An 18,643-nucleotide genomic window follows, 5' to 3' on the forward strand; every position below is an offset into this window, starting at 1 on the left:
ACCCAAGCGGATTTGGTATGGTTCACGTCACGGCACGCGCGGATACGCATGAAGCGAAAGGGGCCTCGTCAAAACGCCAAAACAAGCCCCGGGCGCCGGCCGTGAAGGGAGGACGTCATGGAACTGGTTTTCGATACGGGCGCGCTCGACCCGGGCGCGCGCTACATGGCTTGGCGGGAAGCGATTTGCGACGTCTATGTCAATGTCGACGTCAAGGCGACCCGGCCCGAGGAATACAAAGGGTTCATCCGCGAGGCGCATTTCGGCAAGATCGCGCTAACGGATATTTTCCTCTCCGAACAGCGGATCAGGCGCAATCGCCGACACATCTCGCGCCTCGACAAGGACTGCTACTATCTGCAGTTCCTGCATCATGGCACCTTGCGGGTGCTGCAGCATGGCGGGGAGCATCTGTCGAACCCCGCGCGCGGGGCCATCTTCAGCGCGACCGAGCAATATGAACTACAATGCCACGGTGATGTCCGGTCCTTCTATCTGGAGATTCCCCGCGACGATTTCGCCGGACGCTTCCCCAAGGACCGAATCCCGATCGCGGAGATCATCAACACGACGAACGGGATGGGGCGCATCGCGGTCGAATTCTGCGCGATGCTCGCTTCCGAGGGGGCGCAACTCGGTGCCGACACCCGCTCCCGATTGGGCGATCAGCTCTTGGACATCCTTGCGCTGACCCTGCTCTCCGGCGAGGGCGACGTGCCGGAGTCCGAAAGCGCGACCGGCACTCTTCGCCTGCGCGCCCTACAACAATGGATCGACGCCCATCTCGGCGATGCCGACATGACGCTGGAGCGGATCGCGCACGCCAACAACATGTCGTTGCGAACGCTGCATCTCCTGTTCGAACCGTGCGAGATGTCCGCCTCGGAATGGATATGGCATCGTCGGCTGCAACATTGCCATGACGCGATCGTGAAGGGCGACGGGCGCTCGATCACCTCGATCGCCTTCGAGCATGGCTTCAACAGCTCGGCCCATTTCAGCACGATGTTCCGGCGCAAGTTCGGCCTCTCCCCCCGGGAAATGGCGCGAACGGCCCTCCGCCCGGCGGGTGGGCGCGGCAAGGGATGACCGGGGGCGCTCTGCCCCTCCCTCTCGCATCGCTGCTGCCCGGCGGCCTCGTTCAAGCGGTTTCAGCACCCGCCTGCCGTTCCTCTTGCGCCAACTTATAAAAGCGCCGTATCGAGAAGTGTGACGCGCGGATATCGAGCGTGATCGCCCGCCTGGCGGCTCTTTGATCCCGGCGCGAGAATGCGTCGATCACATCCCCATGAACCCGGTGGCCGATCGTGAAGAGGCGCTCGAACAAGTGCTCGTCCTTCTGCGCGGCCGCCAGAATCGGTCCCGTGCGAAGCCAAAGACTGGAGATGATATCGAGCAATTGGGGGTATCGCGCCGCCCGGTAGATGGCGAAATGGAACGCCTGATTGGCGGCGAGGGTCGCGTCGAAATCCCGTGCCCGCGAAACCTCCCTCATGGTTTCATTGTGCGCGCGCAGCGTCTCTATCAAGGCCGGGTCCTTCGCGCGGCAGGCCTTTTCCGCCGCGAACCCCTCTATCTGCATGCGGATGCGGATATATTCCTCGTGCTCGTCCGCGCGATAGGGCGCGACCTGAAGAACCCGGCCGGAGGATTGATCGAAGGCCCGTTCCGCCACCAGCCGCGCGATCGCGTCGCGCACCGGCATCGGGCTGGTGCCCAGCGCCTGGGCGAGTCCGCGGATCGATACCTGCTCCCCCGGCAGGAACTCCCCCTTCAACAAGGCAAGCCGAAGGCTCTGATATACACGTTCCTGTACCGTGGTCACATCCACGGGCGACAGGCCGCGCTTCGCGCCCGACCCGCCGTCGCTGTTCAAATGGCCATCCGCCACCTTGCACAACCCTCGTACCGTCGCGCCGCGTCGCGGCGCCTCCATGTTCCCTATACCATCCCACCGGCCGCACGAAACGGATCATGATTCGCGGCCCACGGTCTTCACCAGGCACGGCCATTGCCGGAGCCCCCGACGGACGCCCGACCCTGGCCAGGACTTTCATCGCCGGCACTATAGGACCCGGCCATCCTATAGGGAACCGCTCGCGCGGCCCTCGGGTCCGACGAGAAGCGGCACCGCCCAGAAGCCGCCCCACCCGCTACCCGGTCCTTACTTCGGAGGCGATGAGGAGCGGGAATAGCGGGAATAGCGGGAATAGCGGGAATAGCGGGAATCCAAATAGGCCAGACCGATCCAGCCTCCAACTCTCTTTTTGTGTGATCACACATCACATATCAAATATCTTTACGATGGAAAGTATCGTGACTACGATCCCGCTGTTCCCGCGATGCGCGAGGAACGGCCCTGGATCGTGACGAATAAGGATCGGAGAAATCCTCGTCACCGCCGTCATTCGCGGCGCGGGCACGACAACGAACCGAACTGGTGGAGGAACACGCCGTGAAAAAACTCTCGCTCCTCGCGGCCCTGTCCGCGGGCCTCCTGTCCGCGACCGTGGCGCAGGCGGAACCCTTGAAGATCGGAATCATCGAAAGCCTATCCGGCGCCCAGACCTCGTCCGGCCGCCTCTACGCGACCGCGATCCAATATGGCGTCGACAAGATCAACGCCGGGGGCGGCTTCAACGGCGAACCGATCGAGGTCCTGGAATACGACAATGCCGGCGGCGCGCCCGGCGCGGCCGACAAGTTCCGTCAGGCCGTGGCCGACGGGGTCGACATCGTGTTCCAGGGCGCCTCCTCGGCCATCGCCGGCCAGATCACGGAGGATGTCCGCAAGCACAATATCCGCAATCCCGGCAAGGAGATCATGTTCATCAATGTCGGCGCGGAGGCGATGCAGCTAACCGGCGATCAGTGTCATTTCTACCATTTTCGCTACACGACGACCGCGCCGATGCGCGTCAATGCCCTGGTCCAGTCGATGCGGCAGGCGGGCGACCTCGGCACGCGCGTCTATTCGATCAACCAGAACTATTCCTGGGGCCAGGACATGCAGGCCGCGATCGAGGCGGCGGCCACGGATAACGGCTACGAGGTCGTGGACACCGTCCTGCACGACGTGAACAAGATCCAGGATTTCGCGCCCTTCGTCGCCCGGATCAAATCGGCCGAACCCGAGACGGTCATCACCGGCAACTGGTCGAACGACCTACTGCTGTTGATGAAGGCGACGGGCAATGCCGGGCTCGACGTGCGCTTCGGCACCACCTATCTCGACCAGCCGGGCAATATCGCCAATGCGGGCGAGACGGCGCTCGGCCATTATATCGCCAACAACTACGACAATTCCGCGGGCGAGCCCGCCTTCGCCGACGCCTATAAGGAGGCGACCGGGCATTATCCGCTCTTCGTCGAACCGCAGACCATCTTCGCGGTCGGCGCGCTCGGCGAGGCGCTCTCCGGCGTCGATTTCGGCGGCGGCGAGATCGACGTCACCACGATCGCCAAGGCGCTCGAGGACACGGCCTACGAGACCCCGGTCGGCCCCATCACGGTGCGCCCGGAAGACCATCAGACGATCCGCCCGGTGGTCGTCTCCAAGGTGGTGCGAAACGCGAAATATCCAGCCGACGACACCGACATGGGCTTCGAGGCGGTCAATGTCGTGGCGGGAGAGGACGCCATCTATCCGGCGCAGGAAAGCTGCGCGATGGACCGCCCGGACTGAATCGCGACGACGGTTCCCGGCCGGCGCGCCCATGCGGCTGCCGGCCGGAACCGCCGACGCCGCGCACGCTTCCTTCCAGTCGGAGCCCTTACCCCGTGGAATTCGCGATCATCTCCGCGCTGAACGGCGTGATCTACGGCCTGCTGCTCTTCATGGTGTCGGCCGGCCTGACGCTGATTTTCGGCATGATGGGCGTGCTGAATTTCGCCCATGCCTCCTTCTACATGCTGGGTGCCTATATCGCCTATGCGGTCTCGTCGATTTTCGGCTTCTGGGCCGGCCTCCTGGTCGCACCCCTCATCGTCGGCGGCGTCGGCATGCTGGTCGAGCGGTACCTCCTGCCGCGCGTCCATGCCCATGGCCATGCGCACGAATTGCTGCTGACCTTCGGGCTGGCGCTGATCATCGAGGAGGCGGTCAAGCTCTTCTTCGGCGACTTCCCGGTCAATTACCAAATGCCGGAAAGCCTGCGCTTCGCGGCCTTCAGCCTGTTCGACACCAACTATCCCTTCTATCGCCTGTTCATCGGCGGGATCGCGGTGGCGATGTTCATCGCGCTATGGCTGCTGCTCTCCAGGACGCGCACCGGCATCATCGTGCGCGCCGCGGAACGGTTGCCCGCGATGGCGGAGGCGCTGGGCCACAATATTCCGGTCGTCTTCATGTCGGTCTTCGGCACGGGCGCGGCGCTCGCCGGTCTTGCCGGCGCGGTCGCCGGCGCCTTCTATCCGACCAACCCGAACATGGGCCTGGAACTGGGCGTCATCGTCTTCGTGGTGGTCGTCGTCGGCGGGCTCGGGTCGCTCAAGGGCTCGCTCCTCGCCTCCCTGATGATCGGGCTCTTCTCCTCCTACGCCGTCGGCATCGACTGGTCGCTCGCCACCCTGTTCGATCTCGCCGGCCTCGGCGGTTGGGCGCGCGCGGTGGGCGGCCTGATCACGATGGAAGTGTCCTCCATCAGTGGAACCATCCCATTCGTCCTGATGCTGCTCGTCCTTCTGATCCGGCCCGCTGGCCTCATGGGCGAACGGAACTGAGATGAGACCCATGCGAACGATCATACCGGCCGCGATCCTGCTGATCGCCCTGCTGGCGGTGCCGCCCTTTCTCGGTCTCGGCTGGCAGAACGCACTCGTCAATCTCCTGATCGCCAGCCTATTCGCGCTCGCCTTCAACCTGCTCTCGGGACAGGCGGGGCTGCTCTCCTTCGGCCATGCGGCCTATTTCGGCGTCGGGGCCTTCGCGACCCTGCATCTGATGATCGCGGTGGAGGACGGCCTGCCCTTCCCCACCCCGCTCCTGCCGCTCGCCGGCGCGGGCGCGGGGCTCGCCGTCGGCCTCGTCGCGGGGGTCTTCGCGACCAAGCGTTCCGGCGTCTATTTCGCGCTGGTGACGCTGGCGATCGCGGAGCTGTTCCATTCCCTGGCGCCGCATCTTCAGGGGTGGTTCGGCGGGGAATCCGGCATATCCGCTATGCGCATGCCATGGGGCGGCTTCGTCTTCGGCTCGTTGCTGGAGGTCTATTACCTGACGCTCGGCTGGGTCGTGCTGTCGATCCTGGTGCTCTGGGCCTATACCCGGACGCCCTTCGGCCGGCTGACGCTGGCGCTGCGCGACAACGAACAGCGGGTGCGGTTCCTCGGCTACGACGCGCATGCCGCCAAGGTGGTCGTCTTCACCATCTCTGCCATGTTCTCGGGCGTCGCCGGGGCGCTCCTCGCGATCTCGAACGAGACGGCGAACTACGCCCTCTTCTCCGCGCATGTCTCGGCGCAGGTCGTGCTGCACACCTTCGTCGGCGGCGCCACGATCTTCCTCGGACCGGTGATCGGCGCGGTCGTCTTCACCCTCTTCGCCTATATCGTCTCCGACCTGACGCGATCCTGGCTGTTCTATCAGGGGCTGATCTTCGTCCTGGTCATGCTCTATGCGCCCATCGGGATCGGCGGCGTGATACGCCACCATCTGCGCCATTGGCGCTCCATCGACTGGTCACGCCTCGCCGCGCCCTACGCGCTGGCGGGCGTGGGCGGCGCGATGATCGCCGGCGGCGTGGTCTTCCTGACCGAATGCGTCGCGATCCTGTTCGGCGAGGAATATGCCGTCGCCATGCGCGACGCCGGGGACACCCTCCCCCCCTTCGAGATGGCGGGGATGAGTTGGGACCCGCTCGGCCCCGCGAGCTGGCTGCCGCCGATCCTGCTGCTCTCGATTGGCGGCCTGTGCCTCCATCGCGCACGCGATCGGATCAAGCCGCTCTGGGACGCGATCGAGGGCGGCGCGGCGAAGGAGGGCACGCGATGACGGACGCTCCCGGGAACAGCCCCTATTCACTGCGGTTGAGCGGCGTCACCAAGGCCTTCGGTTCCATCCCGGTGATCCAAGACGTCGATCTCGATATCCGCGCGGGCGAGCGCCATGCCGTCATCGGTCCGAACGGGGCGGGGAAATCGACACTCTTCAACCTGATCTCCGGACTGTTCCCGCTGTCCGGGGGCGACATCCGGTTGCATGGCCGAAGCATCGCGGGCCTGTCCCCGCACCGGATCAACCGCCTCGGCCTCGCCCGGTCCTTCCAGATCAGCAATATCTTCCACCGGATGAGCGTGTTCGAGAATCTGCGCATCGGCGTGCTGGCCCGTCACGGCATTCGTTTTGGCCTGTTCCGGCCGGTCGATCGGATGCGGCGAATCAATGACGAGACCGACGCGATCCTGGCCCGCGTGGGGCTGACGGCCCGGGCTCACGACCTGGCGGGCGACTTGACCTATTCCGAGCAGCGGGCGCTGGAAATCGGCATGACGCTGACCACCGGGGCCGATGTCATCCTGCTAGACGAGCCGACCGCCGGCATGTCGCGCGAGGAAACAGCCCGCGCCATCGACCTCATCCGCACGGTGAGCGAAGGCAAGACCCTGCTGATGGTCGAACATGACATGAGCGTCGTCTTCAGCCTGTGCGATCGGGTATCGGTGCTCGTCTACGGCAACATCCTGGCGACCGACACGCCGGCGGCCATCAGCGCCAACCGCGCGGTTCAGGAAGCCTATCTGGGCGAGGAGGCGGATATATGAGCCTGCTCCGGATCGAGGGGCTGCATGCCCATTACGGCAAGAGCCATATCCTCCACGGCATCGACCTCTCCCTCCCGGACGGCGCGATCGTCTCGCTCCTGGGGCGCAACGGCTCGGGCCGCTCGACGCTGCTCAAGGCGATCATGGGATTGGTCCCACCCTCGGCGGGGGCGGTACGGCTGGCCGGGCGCGATCTGGCCGGCGCGCGCCCCTTCGACATCTGCCGACAAGGCATCGGCTACGTTCCGGAGGAGCGGCTCGTCTTTCCCAACCTGACGGTGGCGGAGAATCTGGCGATGGGCGTGCAGAAGGCGCGGCCCGGCGTGCCGGAATGGTCGGTGGCGGAGATGTACGCCTATTTCCCCCGTCTGAAGGAACGCCGCGCGGTGCGCGCCGGCTATCTCTCCGGCGGCGAGCAGCAGATGCTGACCATCTGCCGCTCGCTTCTCGGTAATCCCCGGGTCCTGCTGATCGACGAACCGACGGAGGGACTCGCCCCCCGGGTCGTCGAGGTCGTCATGGAGGTCATCCTCGACATCGGCCGGCGTGGCGTCACCGTGATGCTGGTCGAGCAGAAGTTGACGATCGCGCTCAAGGTGGCCCGCGAGGTGATGGTGATGGGACACGGGGAAATCATGTTCCGCGGCACGCCCGCCGCTCTCGACGAGGCGCCGGACGTGCGCCGCAACTGGCTGGAGGTGGCATGAGCCTGATCGATAGAATGCGTCCGGCGCCCGGGCTGCGCGTGGTCGTCACCGCCGGCGCCTCCGGAATCGGCGCCGCGATCGCCCGGGCCTTCCTGGAGGCGGAGGCGGAGGTGCTGGTGTGCGATATCGACGAGGGCGCGCTCGCGGCCTTCGCCGACGCCCATCCGGGCGTGCGCGCGATGCGTGCCGACATATCGGACGAGGACGCCGTCGCCGACCTGTTCCGGGAGGCCGGAGGGCGCTTCGGCGCCCTCGACGTCCTGGTGAACAATGCCGGCATATCCGGTCCCACCGGCGCGATCGACGACCTCTCGGTCGCGGATATCCGGCGCACCCTGGATGTCGATCTGCTGGGCCAGTTCCTCGTGCTGCGCCAGGCGGCGCCACTCCTTCGGCACGGCGGCGGCGGTGCCATCGTCAACATATCCTCCGTCGCCGGCCGTCTCGGCTACGGCTTGCGCACCCCCTATGCCGCGTCGAAATGGGGGATCGTGGGGCTGACCGCCAGCCTAGCGAAGGAGATGGGGCCGGACGGTATCCGCGTGAACGCCGTCCTGCCCGGGCTGGTGCGCGGCGCGCGCATCGAGAACGTGATCCGCGCCCGGGCCGAGGCATCCGGCGTCGAGTACGCGGAGATGGAGGCGCAGTACCTGCGCAACGTCTCGCTGCGCCGCATGGTGGAGCCGGAGGATATCGCCGCCACGACCCTCTTTCTTTGCTCGCCCGGCGGCGCGAATATCTCCGGGCAGGCGATCAGCGTCTGCGGCAATGTCGAGACGATCTGATCCGGCCTGTTCCCGGCCCCGACGCCCCTAGCACCCCTCTCCAGAAGGATAGCGACCATGGCGAAGAGCCCCCGCAAGGTCATCATCACCTGCGCCGTCACCGGCGGCATTCACACGCCGACCATGTCCCCGCATCTACCGATCACGCCGGACCAGATCGCGGAAGCCGCGATCGGGGCGGCGGAGGCCGGGGCCGCCATCCTGCATCTCCATGCCCGCGACCCGGAGGACGGCCGCCCGACCCAGGAGCCGGAGGCCTTCGCGCGTTTCCTGCCCCGGATCAAGCAGGCGACGGGCGCGGTCCTCAACCTGACCACCGGCGGCAGCCCGGCGATGACGGTGGCGGAGCGGCTACAGCCCGCGGCACGCTTCAAGCCGGAGGTCGCCTCGCTCAACATGGGGTCGATGAATTTCGGGCTCTATCCGATGCTGAACCGCTATGACAGCTTCCAGCATGAATGGGAGCCGGCCTTCCTGGAGAAGACGAGGGATCTCGTCTTCCGGAACAGCTTCAAGGATATCGAGCACATCCTGGACACCTGCGCCGACAACGGCACCCGGTTCGAGTTCGAGTGCTATGATACCAGCCACCTCTACAATCTCGCCCATTTCCTGGATCGCGGCTTGGTGAAGCCGCCGCTTTTCGTCCAAACGGTCTTCGGCATCCTGGGCGGGATCGGCACCCATCCGGAGGACGTGGCCCATATGCGCCGCACGGCGGACCGGCTGTTCGGCGACGATTATGTCTGGTCGGTACTCGGCGCGGGACGGCATCAATTCCCGGTACTAACCATGGCGGCCGCGATGGGCGGCAATGTACGCGTGGGGCTGGAGGATTCGCTGTGGATCGCCCCCGGCGAACTGGCCCGGAGCAACGCCGACCAGGTCACCCGCGCCCGGCAGGTCGTCGAGGGCCTCGGCCTCGCCGTCGCCACCCCGGACGAAGCCCGTGCCATGCTTTCCCTCAAGGGCGCGGATCGCGTCGATTTCTAGGTCCTGGCGGCAAGGATTTGATCGACGAGCGGGGCTTTCGAGGCGACTGGAGCCGGGAGTAGCGGGTCGCCTTCGAAGCGCCCTCAACGACATGGGGGCGATTTCGCTTGCTTATCCCCCCGATAATCCAGCATCTTCCTTGCGTGGCCTTTGGTTCCCCTGACCGGCACATGGCTGGGGGGATTAAAAGGGAACAGCGGTAGCACCCTACCCATAAGGGGGGTGTGATCCGCGGCTGTCCCCGCAACTGTGAGCGGCGAGACGGCGGCCATTCGACATGGTCACTGACCGGGACTTTCGTTCCGATCGGGAAGACCGGCCGTCGCCGATGACCCGCGAGCCAGGAGACCTGCCTCAGGCCGCGTCACCTTTGCTGCCGGTCGGGGATTGCCGGGGGCGCGGGCCTAGAAGTCCGTTCGCGGTGGCGCCTTGTTGGTGCGTCCGTATGACGGCGCTTCGGCCCGGCGGTTTCGAGCGATCGACCCTCCATTCAAGCCGTATGCGTTCCGTTGGGCGTGGGCCGTCGATTGGACGGGTCCGCGATTGTCGCGCATGGCGAGGCGTCTCCGGTTGGGATCGGGGATGCCGGCGATGGGCGTTTTCCCTTTCCGCAATCGGGCCGTTTCGCAGGACAGGCGGCATGGCGTGTCCGTCCGGTCGACTTTTGATCGACTGGAGGAGCACTATGACGACGAGAAGAAAGGGCGCGCCCCGGCGCGTGGTGGTTACGGGAATGGCGGCGACGATCGCGCTTCTTGCGGGATTGGGGACGACGTCCGCCCAGGGGACGGGCGAAGCGGCGGGAACGGTTCTGTCCCTGTCGCCGATCGTGGTCTCGGCGAGCCGCGTTCCCCTGCCGGCGGAACGGGTCGGCAGCGCGGTGACGGTCATCACGGCGGAGGAGATCGAGCGGCGCGGGGACCGCTTCGTCGCGGACATCCTGCGCGACGTGCCGGGTCTGGCGGTGAATCGAACGGGCGCGGCCGGCGCCCTGACGGCGGTCCGCATTCGCGGCGCGGAAGCGGACCATACGCTCGTCATCGTCGACGGGGTCGAGGTGAACGACCCCAGCGCCGGGTCCGACTATGATTTCGCCCGCCTGATGGCCCAGGATATCGAGCGCATCGAAATCCTGCGGGGCCCGCAATCGGCCCTGTGGGGCAGCGACGCGATCGGTGGTGTCATCAATATCGTCACGAAGCGGGGGGACGCCGCGCCCAGCGGCTCGGTCGAGGTCGAGGGGGGCAGCTTCGGCACCCGCCGCACCTCCGCGGCCCTGCGCGGCGGGGGGGAGCGTTTCAATCTCTCCGGTTCGGTTCAGCGCTATCGCACGGACGGTATCTCGAACGCCGCGGCATCGCGCGGAAATCACGAGGCCGACGGCTATAAGAACGATACGGCCAGCCTGAAGGGCAGCGTCCGACCGATCGACGAGATCGAGGTCGAGGGCATGGCGCGCTATACCCGTGCCTTCTTCGAGACGGACGGCTTCACCGGAGGCCCCGGCGCCTTCGACCAGATCGCCGACACGACGACGCGGCAGAAATACGGCCGGATCGGCGTGACGGTCGATCCGTTCGACGGGACCTGGACGCATCGCGCCAGCCTTGCCTATACCGGCGATCGGGACGAAAGCACGACCAACGGCACGACCAGCAGCACCGCCTACGGCACCAAGGTCAAGCAGGACTACGAGACGACGGTTCGCTTCGACACGCCCGATGTCGGAAATGCGGAGCATGTGCTCACCTTCCTCGCCGAGCGGGAGAAAGAGCGCATGGAGGCCAGTTTCCTGGCCCAGGACGAAATTTCGACCACCAATGACGGCTTCGCCGGGGAGTATAATCTCGGCCTTTGGGATGCGCTCTACCTCTCAGGAAGCCTTCGGCGGGACGAGAGCGACCGCTTCGATGGGGAGACGACCTATCGCGGCACCGCCGCCTATGTGGTCGATGACTGGGGCACGCGCTTCCACGGCAGTTACGGCACCGGGATCAAGAACCCGACACTGACGGAGCTGTTCGGCTACACCAATAATTTCGTCGGCAACCCGAACCTGAAGCCGGAGCGGGCCCGCGGCTGGGATATCGGCGTGGAGCAGCGTTTCTGGGACGATCGCGCGCGGATCGACGTTACCTATTTCCGCAACCGGGTGGAGGATCTGATCACCGGATCGGGTAACACGGCGATCAATCTGAACGGGACGTCACCGGCGGAGGGCGTGGAGATCACGGGCGATATCGCGGTGACCGACGCGATCGACCTGTCCGCCGCCTATACCTATACGGACGCCGAGACCGCCACCGGCGTGGAGCAGGTTCGCCGCCCGACGCATACCGCGAGCATGTCTGTGAATTGGCGTTTCCTGGAGGACAGGGCGAACCTCAATCTCGGCGTCGATTATACCGGGGCATTCACGGATTTCGCCTTCAGCCCGACCTATGTCCGCTCAATCGTGGAGATGGAGGCCTACACGCTGGTCAGTCTCCAGGGCTCCTATGAGGTAGCCGATGGGGTCGAGCTTTTCGCGCGCGGGGAAAACCTGCTCGACGAGGATTACGAGGAAGTCTTCACCTACGGAACGGCCGGCCGGGCCGGGTACGCCGGTCTGCGCCTGTCATTCTGACACGCGGGCTGAACGCGCGCGGGTCGGCGCCGTCGCTTCCAGGCGTCGCCGGCCCGTCGCCGACATACACACATCGAGTCCGGGAGGAACAATGCAAGCGATCAACAAGGTGCGCGAGGGCCTGGGCGACGGCCGGGTCAGGGAGGTTTGGCATCTACCGACGGAGGAGGCGTATCTCGAAACCCTGCTGCGCGATATCTTCGAGAACCATTGGCAAGGCATCGTCTTCGGCCCGATCATCGAGGGCGGCGCGTTCGAGTTTCGCTGCCCCGGGCCACCGAAATCGGTGACGCTGTTCGACGGCTATCTGACGGTTCATTTCGGCGGCACGCACTTCCATCTATGCATCGGCGACAATATGGGGGCGCCCGCGCACCCGACGCCGGAGGATCTGCGACGGCGCCGCCGGACGGCCCGGGCCGAGATCTTTCGCAACCTCGACCGGGAGGGCTGCGCGACGATCTGGGGGCTGCGGTTGTTCAACGGCGCCGACGAACAGTTGATCACCATCTTCTTCCCCAATCCCTACCTCACCGATGCGGACGGGTTGGCGGAAACACCCGACCGGTCGCGCCTTACCACCTGGGAGGCGATCGGACGCTCCTATCTCGGCCGCGAACTCGACGACGCCGACCGCACCGGCAAGGGCTTCAAGGGCTGACTGGCATGCGGATGATGGGGATCGCGGCCCTGGCACTCGCGTTTATGATCAGCGCGGGCACGGCGCGCGCGGATGCGCCGCGCCGGGTCGTTTCGATGAATCTGTGCACGGACCAACTCGTCCTGATGTTGGCGGATCGAGAGCGGATCGCTTCCGTTTCCTACCTCGCCGCCCGACCGGAGGATTCCCTCATGGCCGGGGCCACCAACGGACTGGTTCTCAACCATGGTCAGATCGAGGAGGTCTTGCCGCTCAAGCCGGAATTGGCCATCGCCGGTCTCTACACGACGCGCTTCACGGCGGCGATCCTGCGCGACCTCGGCATCCCGGTCCTGGACCTTCCGCCGGCCCGGACCTTCGACGATGTCCGCGCGAACATCCGAAAGGTCGCGGAGGCGCTGGGCGTACCGGCGCGGGGCGAGGACATGATCACGGCGATGAACGCGCGGATCGACCGGTTGCGAGGCCGCGTCGCGCGGGCTGCCCGCCCGCGGGCGCTGATCTACCGCGCCGGTGGCTACACGCTCGGCCGGCAGACCTTCGCGGGCGAGCTGCTGGCTCTGGCGGGCTACGAGAACGCCGCCGCCGATTACGGCATCACGGAATGGGGGGCGGTTCCGGTCGAGGCGGTGCTGCAACTCAAGCCCGACGCCCTGATCGTCGGCATCTACCGGGACAACGCCCCCTCGCTGGCGCGGGACGTGACGAAGCACCCGGCCCTCGCCGTCCACGCCCCGCGCGTCATCGAGGTTCAGACACGCCACTGGTCCTGCGGCACCCCGGCCGCGCTGGATATCGTCGCGCGGCTGATCGCGGCACGGGGGCAGTCATGAGGCCGTCGCGCGAAGCGCGCGCCGGCCGGCGCGAGCCGCCCTTCGGCTTGTTGCTGCTGGGACTGGCGATGGCCGCCGTGCTGGCGGGCACGCTCGGCCTGGTGTCGGAGCGGATTTCCGCGACGGCGGTCGAGGGGTTCCTCTCGCTCCTGGACAGCGACCCGGAAACCGCCTGGGCGATCCTGACGCGGGTTCGCCTGCCCCGCGTCATGCTGGGCGCGATGGTCGGGGCCTCGCTCGGCCTGTCAGGGGCGGCGCTGCAGGGGTGGCTGCGCAATCCGTTGGCCGAGCCCGGGCTGATCGGGGCCAGCGGGGCGGCCGCGCTCGGCGCCGTGCTTGCCTTTTATTTCGGGCTGGCCGACTGGGTTCAATTCGCCTTGCCCGTCGGCGGTGTCCTGGGCGCGTTGGCCGGGCTCGGCCTGCTGTTGGCGATGGTGGGACGCGACCCCAGCGTGCTGACCGTTATCCTGGCCGGCGTGGCGGTCAGCGCCTTCTCCGGCGCGCTTACGCAACTCGCCATCAATCTCGCGCCCTCGCCCTACTCCACCCTGGAGGTAATCACCTGGCTGATGGGCTCGCTCGCCAATCGCAGTTTCGACCATGTTCTGCTGGCACTGCCGCTAACACTGGTCGGCTGGGGCTTGCTGGCCGGTACCGGCCGGGCGTTGGATGCCTTGACGGTGGGCGAGGATGCGGCGCGCAGCATGGGCGTTTCGCTGACATTACTGCGCTGGCGCATCGTCCTGGGCGTCGGGCTCAGCGTCGGTTCGGCTGTATCGGTGACGGGCGTCGTGGGGTTTGTCGGGCTCGTGATCCCGCACCTGCTACGCCCGTTGGTCGGATACGTGCCCAGCCGCCTGCTGCCGGTCAGCGCGCTCGGCGGGGCGGCGATCGTACTGCTGGCGGATGTCGCCGTGCGCTATCTCTCGCCGGGTCAGGAACTGAAGCTTGGCGTGGTGACGGCGCTCGTGGGCGCGCCGTTTTTCCTGCTGTTGCTGATGGACGTGCGGAGGAAAACCCAATGAACGAGGCGCCATCCATCCCGCTGCTGGCCGACGCCGTCCATGTAGACCGGGGAACCCGCCGCGTCCTTTCCGGCGTATCGGTCTCGGCCGGACGGGGGGAGGTTCTGGGGCTCATCGGGCCGAACGGCGCGGGCAAGACGACCTTGCTGCGCGCGCTGCTGGGGCTGCAGCCACTGGCCGCCGGCCGGATCGCGATCGCGGAGCGGGCACTCGAACACTGGCCGCGCGCCGCCCTCGGACGCCAGATCGCCTATCTGCCGCAGGCTGGCGGCGAGGCCTGGCCGGTCCGGGTCGAACGGTTCGTGACCCTCGGCCGTTTGCCGCACTTGGAGCCTTGGCGCGGACCCTCCCGACGGGACCGGGAGATCGTCGCCGAGGCGATGGCCGCGACCGACGTCGCGCGCTTCGCCCACCGGCCGGTCACCGCGCTGTCCGGCGGCGAGCGCACGCGGGTGCACCTCGCCCGGACGCTGGCGGTCGGCGCGCCGATCCTACTGGTCGACGAGCCGGTGACCGGCCTCGACCCCTATCACCAGCTTCAGGTGATGGAAATGCTGCGCGACCAGGCGCGCGAGCGGGATCGAACCGTCGTCGTCGTGCTGCACGACCTGACGCTCGCTCACCGATTCTGCGACCGTCTGGCGCTGCTGGCGCACGGTCGGATCGCGGCGCATGGTCCGCCCGGCGCGGTGTTGCGGCCGGACATCATCGGGGACGTCTACCATGTCTCGCTATTCCAGGGCGCCGACGGCGCGGTGACCCTGCCCTGGACCCGCATCACGGATGATACGCGCGGCGAAACGGCCGCCTGAAGCCCGAGAGGTTGCGATGACCCCGCCCCACCCCGACAGGACGTCGCGCGCGGCGGATGACGGACATCGCATCCTGGTCTGCGGCGGCTGCCCGCACGCGGGCGAGACGCGATTCACGCGCGTCGATCTGGCCGACCGGCTGCGTGCCGTGCTGTCGCTCAACCATGCGAATGGGCTTCTCGCCTCCTTCGTCCCGGTCCGGCGGGTGACCTGCCTGAAGGCCTGCCTCTTCCCCAACGCCATTCTGATCGAGGCTCCGGGAAAGGCGAGTTGGGGCTTCGGCGGCATCGCGTCGGCCGCCGATATCGACGCATTCGCGGCCTTTGTCGTGCTCTATGTCAAGAACACGGAGGGCCTGCCGGACCGCGCGCATTGGCCTGCGGAACTGCGGGACAAGCCCCTGCCCTGGCTGACCACCCATCGCGGTGTCCTGGCGCCGGACGGGAGCCGGGCGCGCTGACGACGTGAAGATCACGCGCGAGACGGAACGAACCGTCACGTGTCGCTGCCACGGCGCGGCGTGTCGCCTGTGCGAAATCGGGACAGGAGGTATTCGGTCTATTCGGAAAAGGCTTGTGGTGCCGGCGTGTCGGAGACGGGACGTCGGATAATTGGGAAGCCGGTGAGAAGCCGGCGCTGCCCCCGCAACGGTATGAAGAACGCGACGCGATCAGGCGAAGCCATTGGGAGAAACTCTCCCGAGAAGGCGGATCACGTCCGGGCCCCGGCCCGTCTTCAAGCCCGGAAACCAGCCCCAAGCGAGATACGCTCTTGGATCGCGGGTGGCGATCGCGAGGGTCTTTCCGGCCTGTTCCGCGCGGCGCGCGGCGATCTACGAGCCGGGAGTCCTCCTGACTTCACCAGCGACCATACCCCACGTCTCCGCGCGCCCCGGCCGCGGAGCCCATCGGAGGAAATCGGTATGGACGCGACGACCTATGCCCGGACCCTGCTGGCGAGCCGACGGCCCGGCCACTCCTTGCCGCAGGCATTCTATGCGGACCCGAATCTGTTCGCGTTGGAGATGGAGACCCTGTTCCTCGGCGAATGGCTGTTCGCCGGCCACGCCTGTGAGATTCCCGAGGCGGGCGACTACCTGACCCACCGCATCGGCATGGCCGAGGCTATCGTCGTGCGCGGCGCCGACGGCGCCATCCGCGCCTTCCACAATGCCTGCCGGCACCGTGGATCGCGGCTGTGCGCCAATGGCGCGGGCAATGCCACGCGGCTGGTCTGCCCCTATCACCAATGGACCTACGACCTGGACGGCCGGCTGTTGTTCGCGCGCGAGATGGGGCCGGGATTCGACCCGCGCGACTTCGCGCTCAAGCCCGTCGCGTGCGAGCAGGTAGCGGGATACCTCTTCGTCTGCTTCGCCCGGGTGCCGCCGGATTTCGAGCCGGTGCGCCAACGGATCGAGCCCTACATGCTGCCCCATCGGCTGGAGTACGCGAAGGTCGCGCATCAGACCAGCATCATCGAGCGGGGTAATTGGAAACTGGTCTGGGAGAACAATCGGGAGTGCTACCACTGCGCCGGCTCCCATCCGGAGCTTTGCCGAACCTATACCGACGCGCCGACCATGACCGGCGTGGCGGATATCGAGGCGGACGACTTCCTGCAACAACATGTCGCGCGGTGCGAAGCGGCGGGCCTGCCCAGCCGCTTCCATCTCGACCCCGGCGGTCAGTTCCGGGTCATGCGCGTGCCGCTGCTGCGCGACACGGAGAGCTTCACCATGTCGGGCCGGCCGGCCTCCGCGAAACCCCTGGGCGCGATCCGGGAGGCGCGCATCGGCTCGATGCTGCTGTTCCACTATCCGACGACCTGGAACCATCTGCTGCGCGATCATGCCGTGTCGTTCCAGGTGACACCGCTCGGCCCGCGGGAAACGCGGGTGACCACGAAATGGCTCGTGCGCAAGGATGCGGTCGAGGGCATCGACTACGATCTCGGCACGCTCACCGAGGTCTGGGAGGCAACCAACGATCAGGACCGGACTCTGGTCGAGCAAAACCAGATGGGGGTCGACTCGCCGGCCTATGAACCGGGCCCCTACTCCACGGTGCATGAGAGCGGGGTGAACCAGTTCGTGGACTGGTACTGCGCGGCCTTCGCCGGCCATCTGGGCCAGGAAGCGCCCCTTGCCGCGGCGGTGGGGTGACCGGCATGCGCATCGCTAACTTCAAGGCGCTGGACGAGCGATCCTACTGGACCGACGCGAAGGACCTCGAATGCGTCATGGTGATCCCCGAGGCGCCGGACGTTAAAAGCTTCTGCTTCAAGACGGCGGACGACAGCTGGTTCCGCTACATGCCGGGGCAGTTCATCACCATCGAACTGCCGATCGGGGACCGGGCGCGCCTGATGCGCACCTACACGCTGTCTTCCTCGCCCTCGCGGCCGCTGTCGATATCGATTACCGTCAAGGCGCAACCCGATAGCGTCGGATCCCGCTGGCTTCTCGACAATCTGAAGGTCGGCGATCGGATCAAGGCCTACGGGCCCGGCGGCCTGTTCAGCTTCATGATGTATCCGGCCGAGCGATACCTGTTCATCGCCGCCGGCTCGGGGGTGACCCCGATGATGTCGATGACCCGTTGGCTGTTCGACAATGGGGAGCATTCGGACATCGCGCTCGTCAATTGCGCGCGCCGACCGTCCGAACTGCTGTTCGCGAACGAGTTGCGGCGGATGGCCCAGCGGGTACCGGACATCAAGCTTTCCTTCGTCGTGGAGGAGGACGATCCCTATGCCGCCTGGGCCGGCTATCGCGGCCGCATGAATCAGTTGATGCTGGAACTGATGGCGCCGGACTACATGGAGCGCGAAATCTTCTGTTGCGGGCCGGAGCCCTTCATGAAGACGGTGCGCGACGTGCTGAACCTCGCCGGGTTCGACATGGCGCACTATCATGAGGAAAGCTTCCACGCCCCGATCCGTACCGAGGATCAGGTTCCCACCCATGATGACGTGGTCCCGAACGAGGCGGCCGGCGCCGGCATCCGCTTCGCCATGTCGGACGTCACGGCGCGGTGCCGCGAGACCGACACCATCCTCGATGTCGCCAAGGCGCAGGGCTTGAATATCCCTTCCGCCTGTCGGTTCGGGGTTTGCGGCACCTGCAAGGTCCGAAAACTCTCGGGCGAGGCGCACATGGTCCATAATGGCGGAATCTCCGACCGCGAGATCGCGGCGGGCTTCATCCTGGCTTGTTGTTCGACACCGATCGGCCAACTCGAGATCGACATCTAAAAGGATCGGAAGGAACGCGATCATGCCCGACTTTGGATAGCCAAGCGCGACCGGCAGTCGCCCTGAGCAAAAAACGGCTTAGCCTTTGTTTGGCTAAGCCGTTGATATTCTTGGTTGCGGGGGTAGGATTTGAACCTACGACCTTCAGGTTATGAGCCTGACGAGCTACCGGGCTGCTCCACCCCGC

At 66.4% G+C, this 18,643-nt stretch carries 17 protein-coding genes and 2 riboswitches; of the genes, 16 read left to right on the plus strand and 1 reads right to left on the minus strand.

Features of this window, described 5'->3' with window-relative positions; translation table 11 throughout:
- Window positions 1-117 precede the first annotated feature (117 nt).
- The gene (locus KAJ83_RS04355; RefSeq protein WP_210680765.1) at window positions 118-1,089 is read left to right on the plus strand and encodes an AraC-like ligand-binding domain-containing protein; all 972 of its coding nucleotides are present in this window, start codon (window positions 118-120) and stop codon (window positions 1,087-1,089) included.
- 52 nt (window positions 1,090-1,141) lie between these two features.
- Here KAJ83_RS04355 and KAJ83_RS04360 read toward each other — a convergent pair whose 3' ends face one another.
- Complete coding sequence (locus KAJ83_RS04360; protein ID WP_210680766.1) at window positions 1,142-1,891, minus strand: GntR family transcriptional regulator; 750 nt, start codon at window positions 1,889-1,891, stop codon at window positions 1,142-1,144.
- Window positions 1,892-2,455: 564 nt separating this feature from the next.
- Between KAJ83_RS04360 and KAJ83_RS04365 the strand changes: the two genes are divergently transcribed.
- From KAJ83_RS04365 to KAJ83_RS04435, 15 genes are all read left to right on the plus strand, one after another.
- Complete coding sequence (locus KAJ83_RS04365) at window positions 2,456-3,685, plus strand: branched-chain amino acid ABC transporter substrate-binding protein (protein WP_210680767.1); 1,230 nt, start codon at window positions 2,456-2,458, stop codon at window positions 3,683-3,685.
- A gap of 95 nt (window positions 3,686-3,780) precedes the next feature.
- Window positions 3,781-4,722: a branched-chain amino acid ABC transporter permease gene (locus KAJ83_RS04370; RefSeq protein WP_343221934.1), complete on the plus strand. Its 942-nt coding sequence runs from the start codon at window positions 3,781-3,783 to the stop codon at window positions 4,720-4,722.
- A 1-nt stretch (window position 4,723) separates the two neighbouring features.
- Window positions 4,724-5,989 (plus strand): branched-chain amino acid ABC transporter permease, encoded by a 1,266-nt coding sequence (locus KAJ83_RS04375; RefSeq protein ID WP_210680768.1) that lies wholly within the window; start codon window positions 4,724-4,726, stop codon window positions 5,987-5,989.
- The gene (locus KAJ83_RS04380; protein WP_210680769.1) at window positions 5,986-6,759 is read left to right on the plus strand and encodes an ABC transporter ATP-binding protein; all 774 of its coding nucleotides are present in this window, start codon (window positions 5,986-5,988) and stop codon (window positions 6,757-6,759) included. Before KAJ83_RS04375 ends, KAJ83_RS04380 begins: the two co-directional genes overlap by 4 nt.
- Complete coding sequence (locus tag KAJ83_RS04385) at window positions 6,756-7,466, plus strand: ABC transporter ATP-binding protein (protein WP_210680770.1); 711 nt, start codon at window positions 6,756-6,758, stop codon at window positions 7,464-7,466. Before KAJ83_RS04380 ends, KAJ83_RS04385 begins: the two co-directional genes overlap by 4 nt.
- On the plus strand, window positions 7,463-8,251 hold the full coding sequence (locus KAJ83_RS04390) for an SDR family oxidoreductase (RefSeq protein ID WP_246484188.1): 789 nt from the start codon (window positions 7,463-7,465) through the stop codon (window positions 8,249-8,251). Before KAJ83_RS04385 ends, KAJ83_RS04390 begins: the two co-directional genes overlap by 4 nt.
- A 57-nt stretch (window positions 8,252-8,308) precedes the next feature.
- On the plus strand, window positions 8,309-9,244 hold the full coding sequence (gene kce / locus KAJ83_RS04395) for a 3,5-dioxohexanoate:acetyl-CoA acetone transferase (protein WP_210680771.1): 936 nt from the start codon (window positions 8,309-8,311) through the stop codon (window positions 9,242-9,244).
- Window positions 9,245-9,378: 134 nt separating this feature from the next.
- Window positions 9,379-9,615, plus strand: a riboswitch (cobalamin riboswitch).
- 314 nt (window positions 9,616-9,929) lie between these two features.
- Window positions 9,930-11,870, plus strand: coding sequence for a TonB-dependent receptor plug domain-containing protein (locus KAJ83_RS04400; protein ID WP_210680772.1), 1,941 nt, complete (start codon window positions 9,930-9,932; stop codon window positions 11,868-11,870).
- A gap of 91 nt (window positions 11,871-11,961) precedes the next feature.
- On the plus strand, window positions 11,962-12,531 hold the full coding sequence (locus tag KAJ83_RS04405; RefSeq protein ID WP_210680773.1) for a DUF7676 family protein: 570 nt from the start codon (window positions 11,962-11,964) through the stop codon (window positions 12,529-12,531).
- 5 nt (window positions 12,532-12,536) lie between these two features.
- Window positions 12,537-13,364 carry an ABC transporter substrate-binding protein gene (locus KAJ83_RS04410; protein ID WP_210680774.1) on the plus strand — a complete coding sequence of 276 codons (828 nt, stop codon included), beginning with the start codon at window positions 12,537-12,539 and terminating at the stop codon, window positions 13,362-13,364.
- Window positions 13,361-14,389, plus strand: a complete 1,029-nt coding sequence (locus KAJ83_RS04415) for a FecCD family ABC transporter permease (protein WP_210680775.1) — start codon at window positions 13,361-13,363, stop codon at window positions 14,387-14,389. The genes KAJ83_RS04410 and KAJ83_RS04415 overlap by 4 nt, the downstream gene beginning before the upstream one ends.
- Window positions 14,386-15,201 (plus strand): ABC transporter ATP-binding protein, encoded by an 816-nt coding sequence (locus KAJ83_RS04420; RefSeq protein WP_210680776.1) that lies wholly within the window; start codon window positions 14,386-14,388, stop codon window positions 15,199-15,201. Before KAJ83_RS04415 ends, KAJ83_RS04420 begins: the two co-directional genes overlap by 4 nt.
- 16 nt (window positions 15,202-15,217) lie before the next feature.
- A complete protein-coding gene (locus tag KAJ83_RS04425) occupies window positions 15,218-15,661 on the plus strand; it encodes a DUF1636 family protein (RefSeq protein ID WP_210680777.1) in 444 nt (147 codons plus the stop codon).
- 99 nt (window positions 15,662-15,760) lie between these two features.
- Window positions 15,761-15,972, plus strand: a riboswitch (cobalamin riboswitch).
- A 151-nt stretch (window positions 15,973-16,123) separates the two neighbouring features.
- Entirely contained in the window at window positions 16,124-17,365 is a 1,242-nt protein-coding gene (locus tag KAJ83_RS04430) for an aromatic ring-hydroxylating oxygenase subunit alpha (RefSeq protein ID WP_210680778.1), read from the plus strand.
- Between the two features lie 5 nt (window positions 17,366-17,370).
- A complete protein-coding gene (locus KAJ83_RS04435) occupies window positions 17,371-18,456 on the plus strand; it encodes an FAD-binding oxidoreductase (RefSeq protein ID WP_210680779.1) in 1,086 nt (361 codons plus the stop codon).
- The last annotated feature ends 187 nt before the right edge of the window (window positions 18,457-18,643 follow it).

It is taken from the genome of Marivibrio halodurans, from assembly GCF_017963645.1.
Classification (GTDB): Bacteria; Pseudomonadota; Alphaproteobacteria; order UBA8366; family Aestuariispiraceae; genus Marivibrio; species Marivibrio halodurans.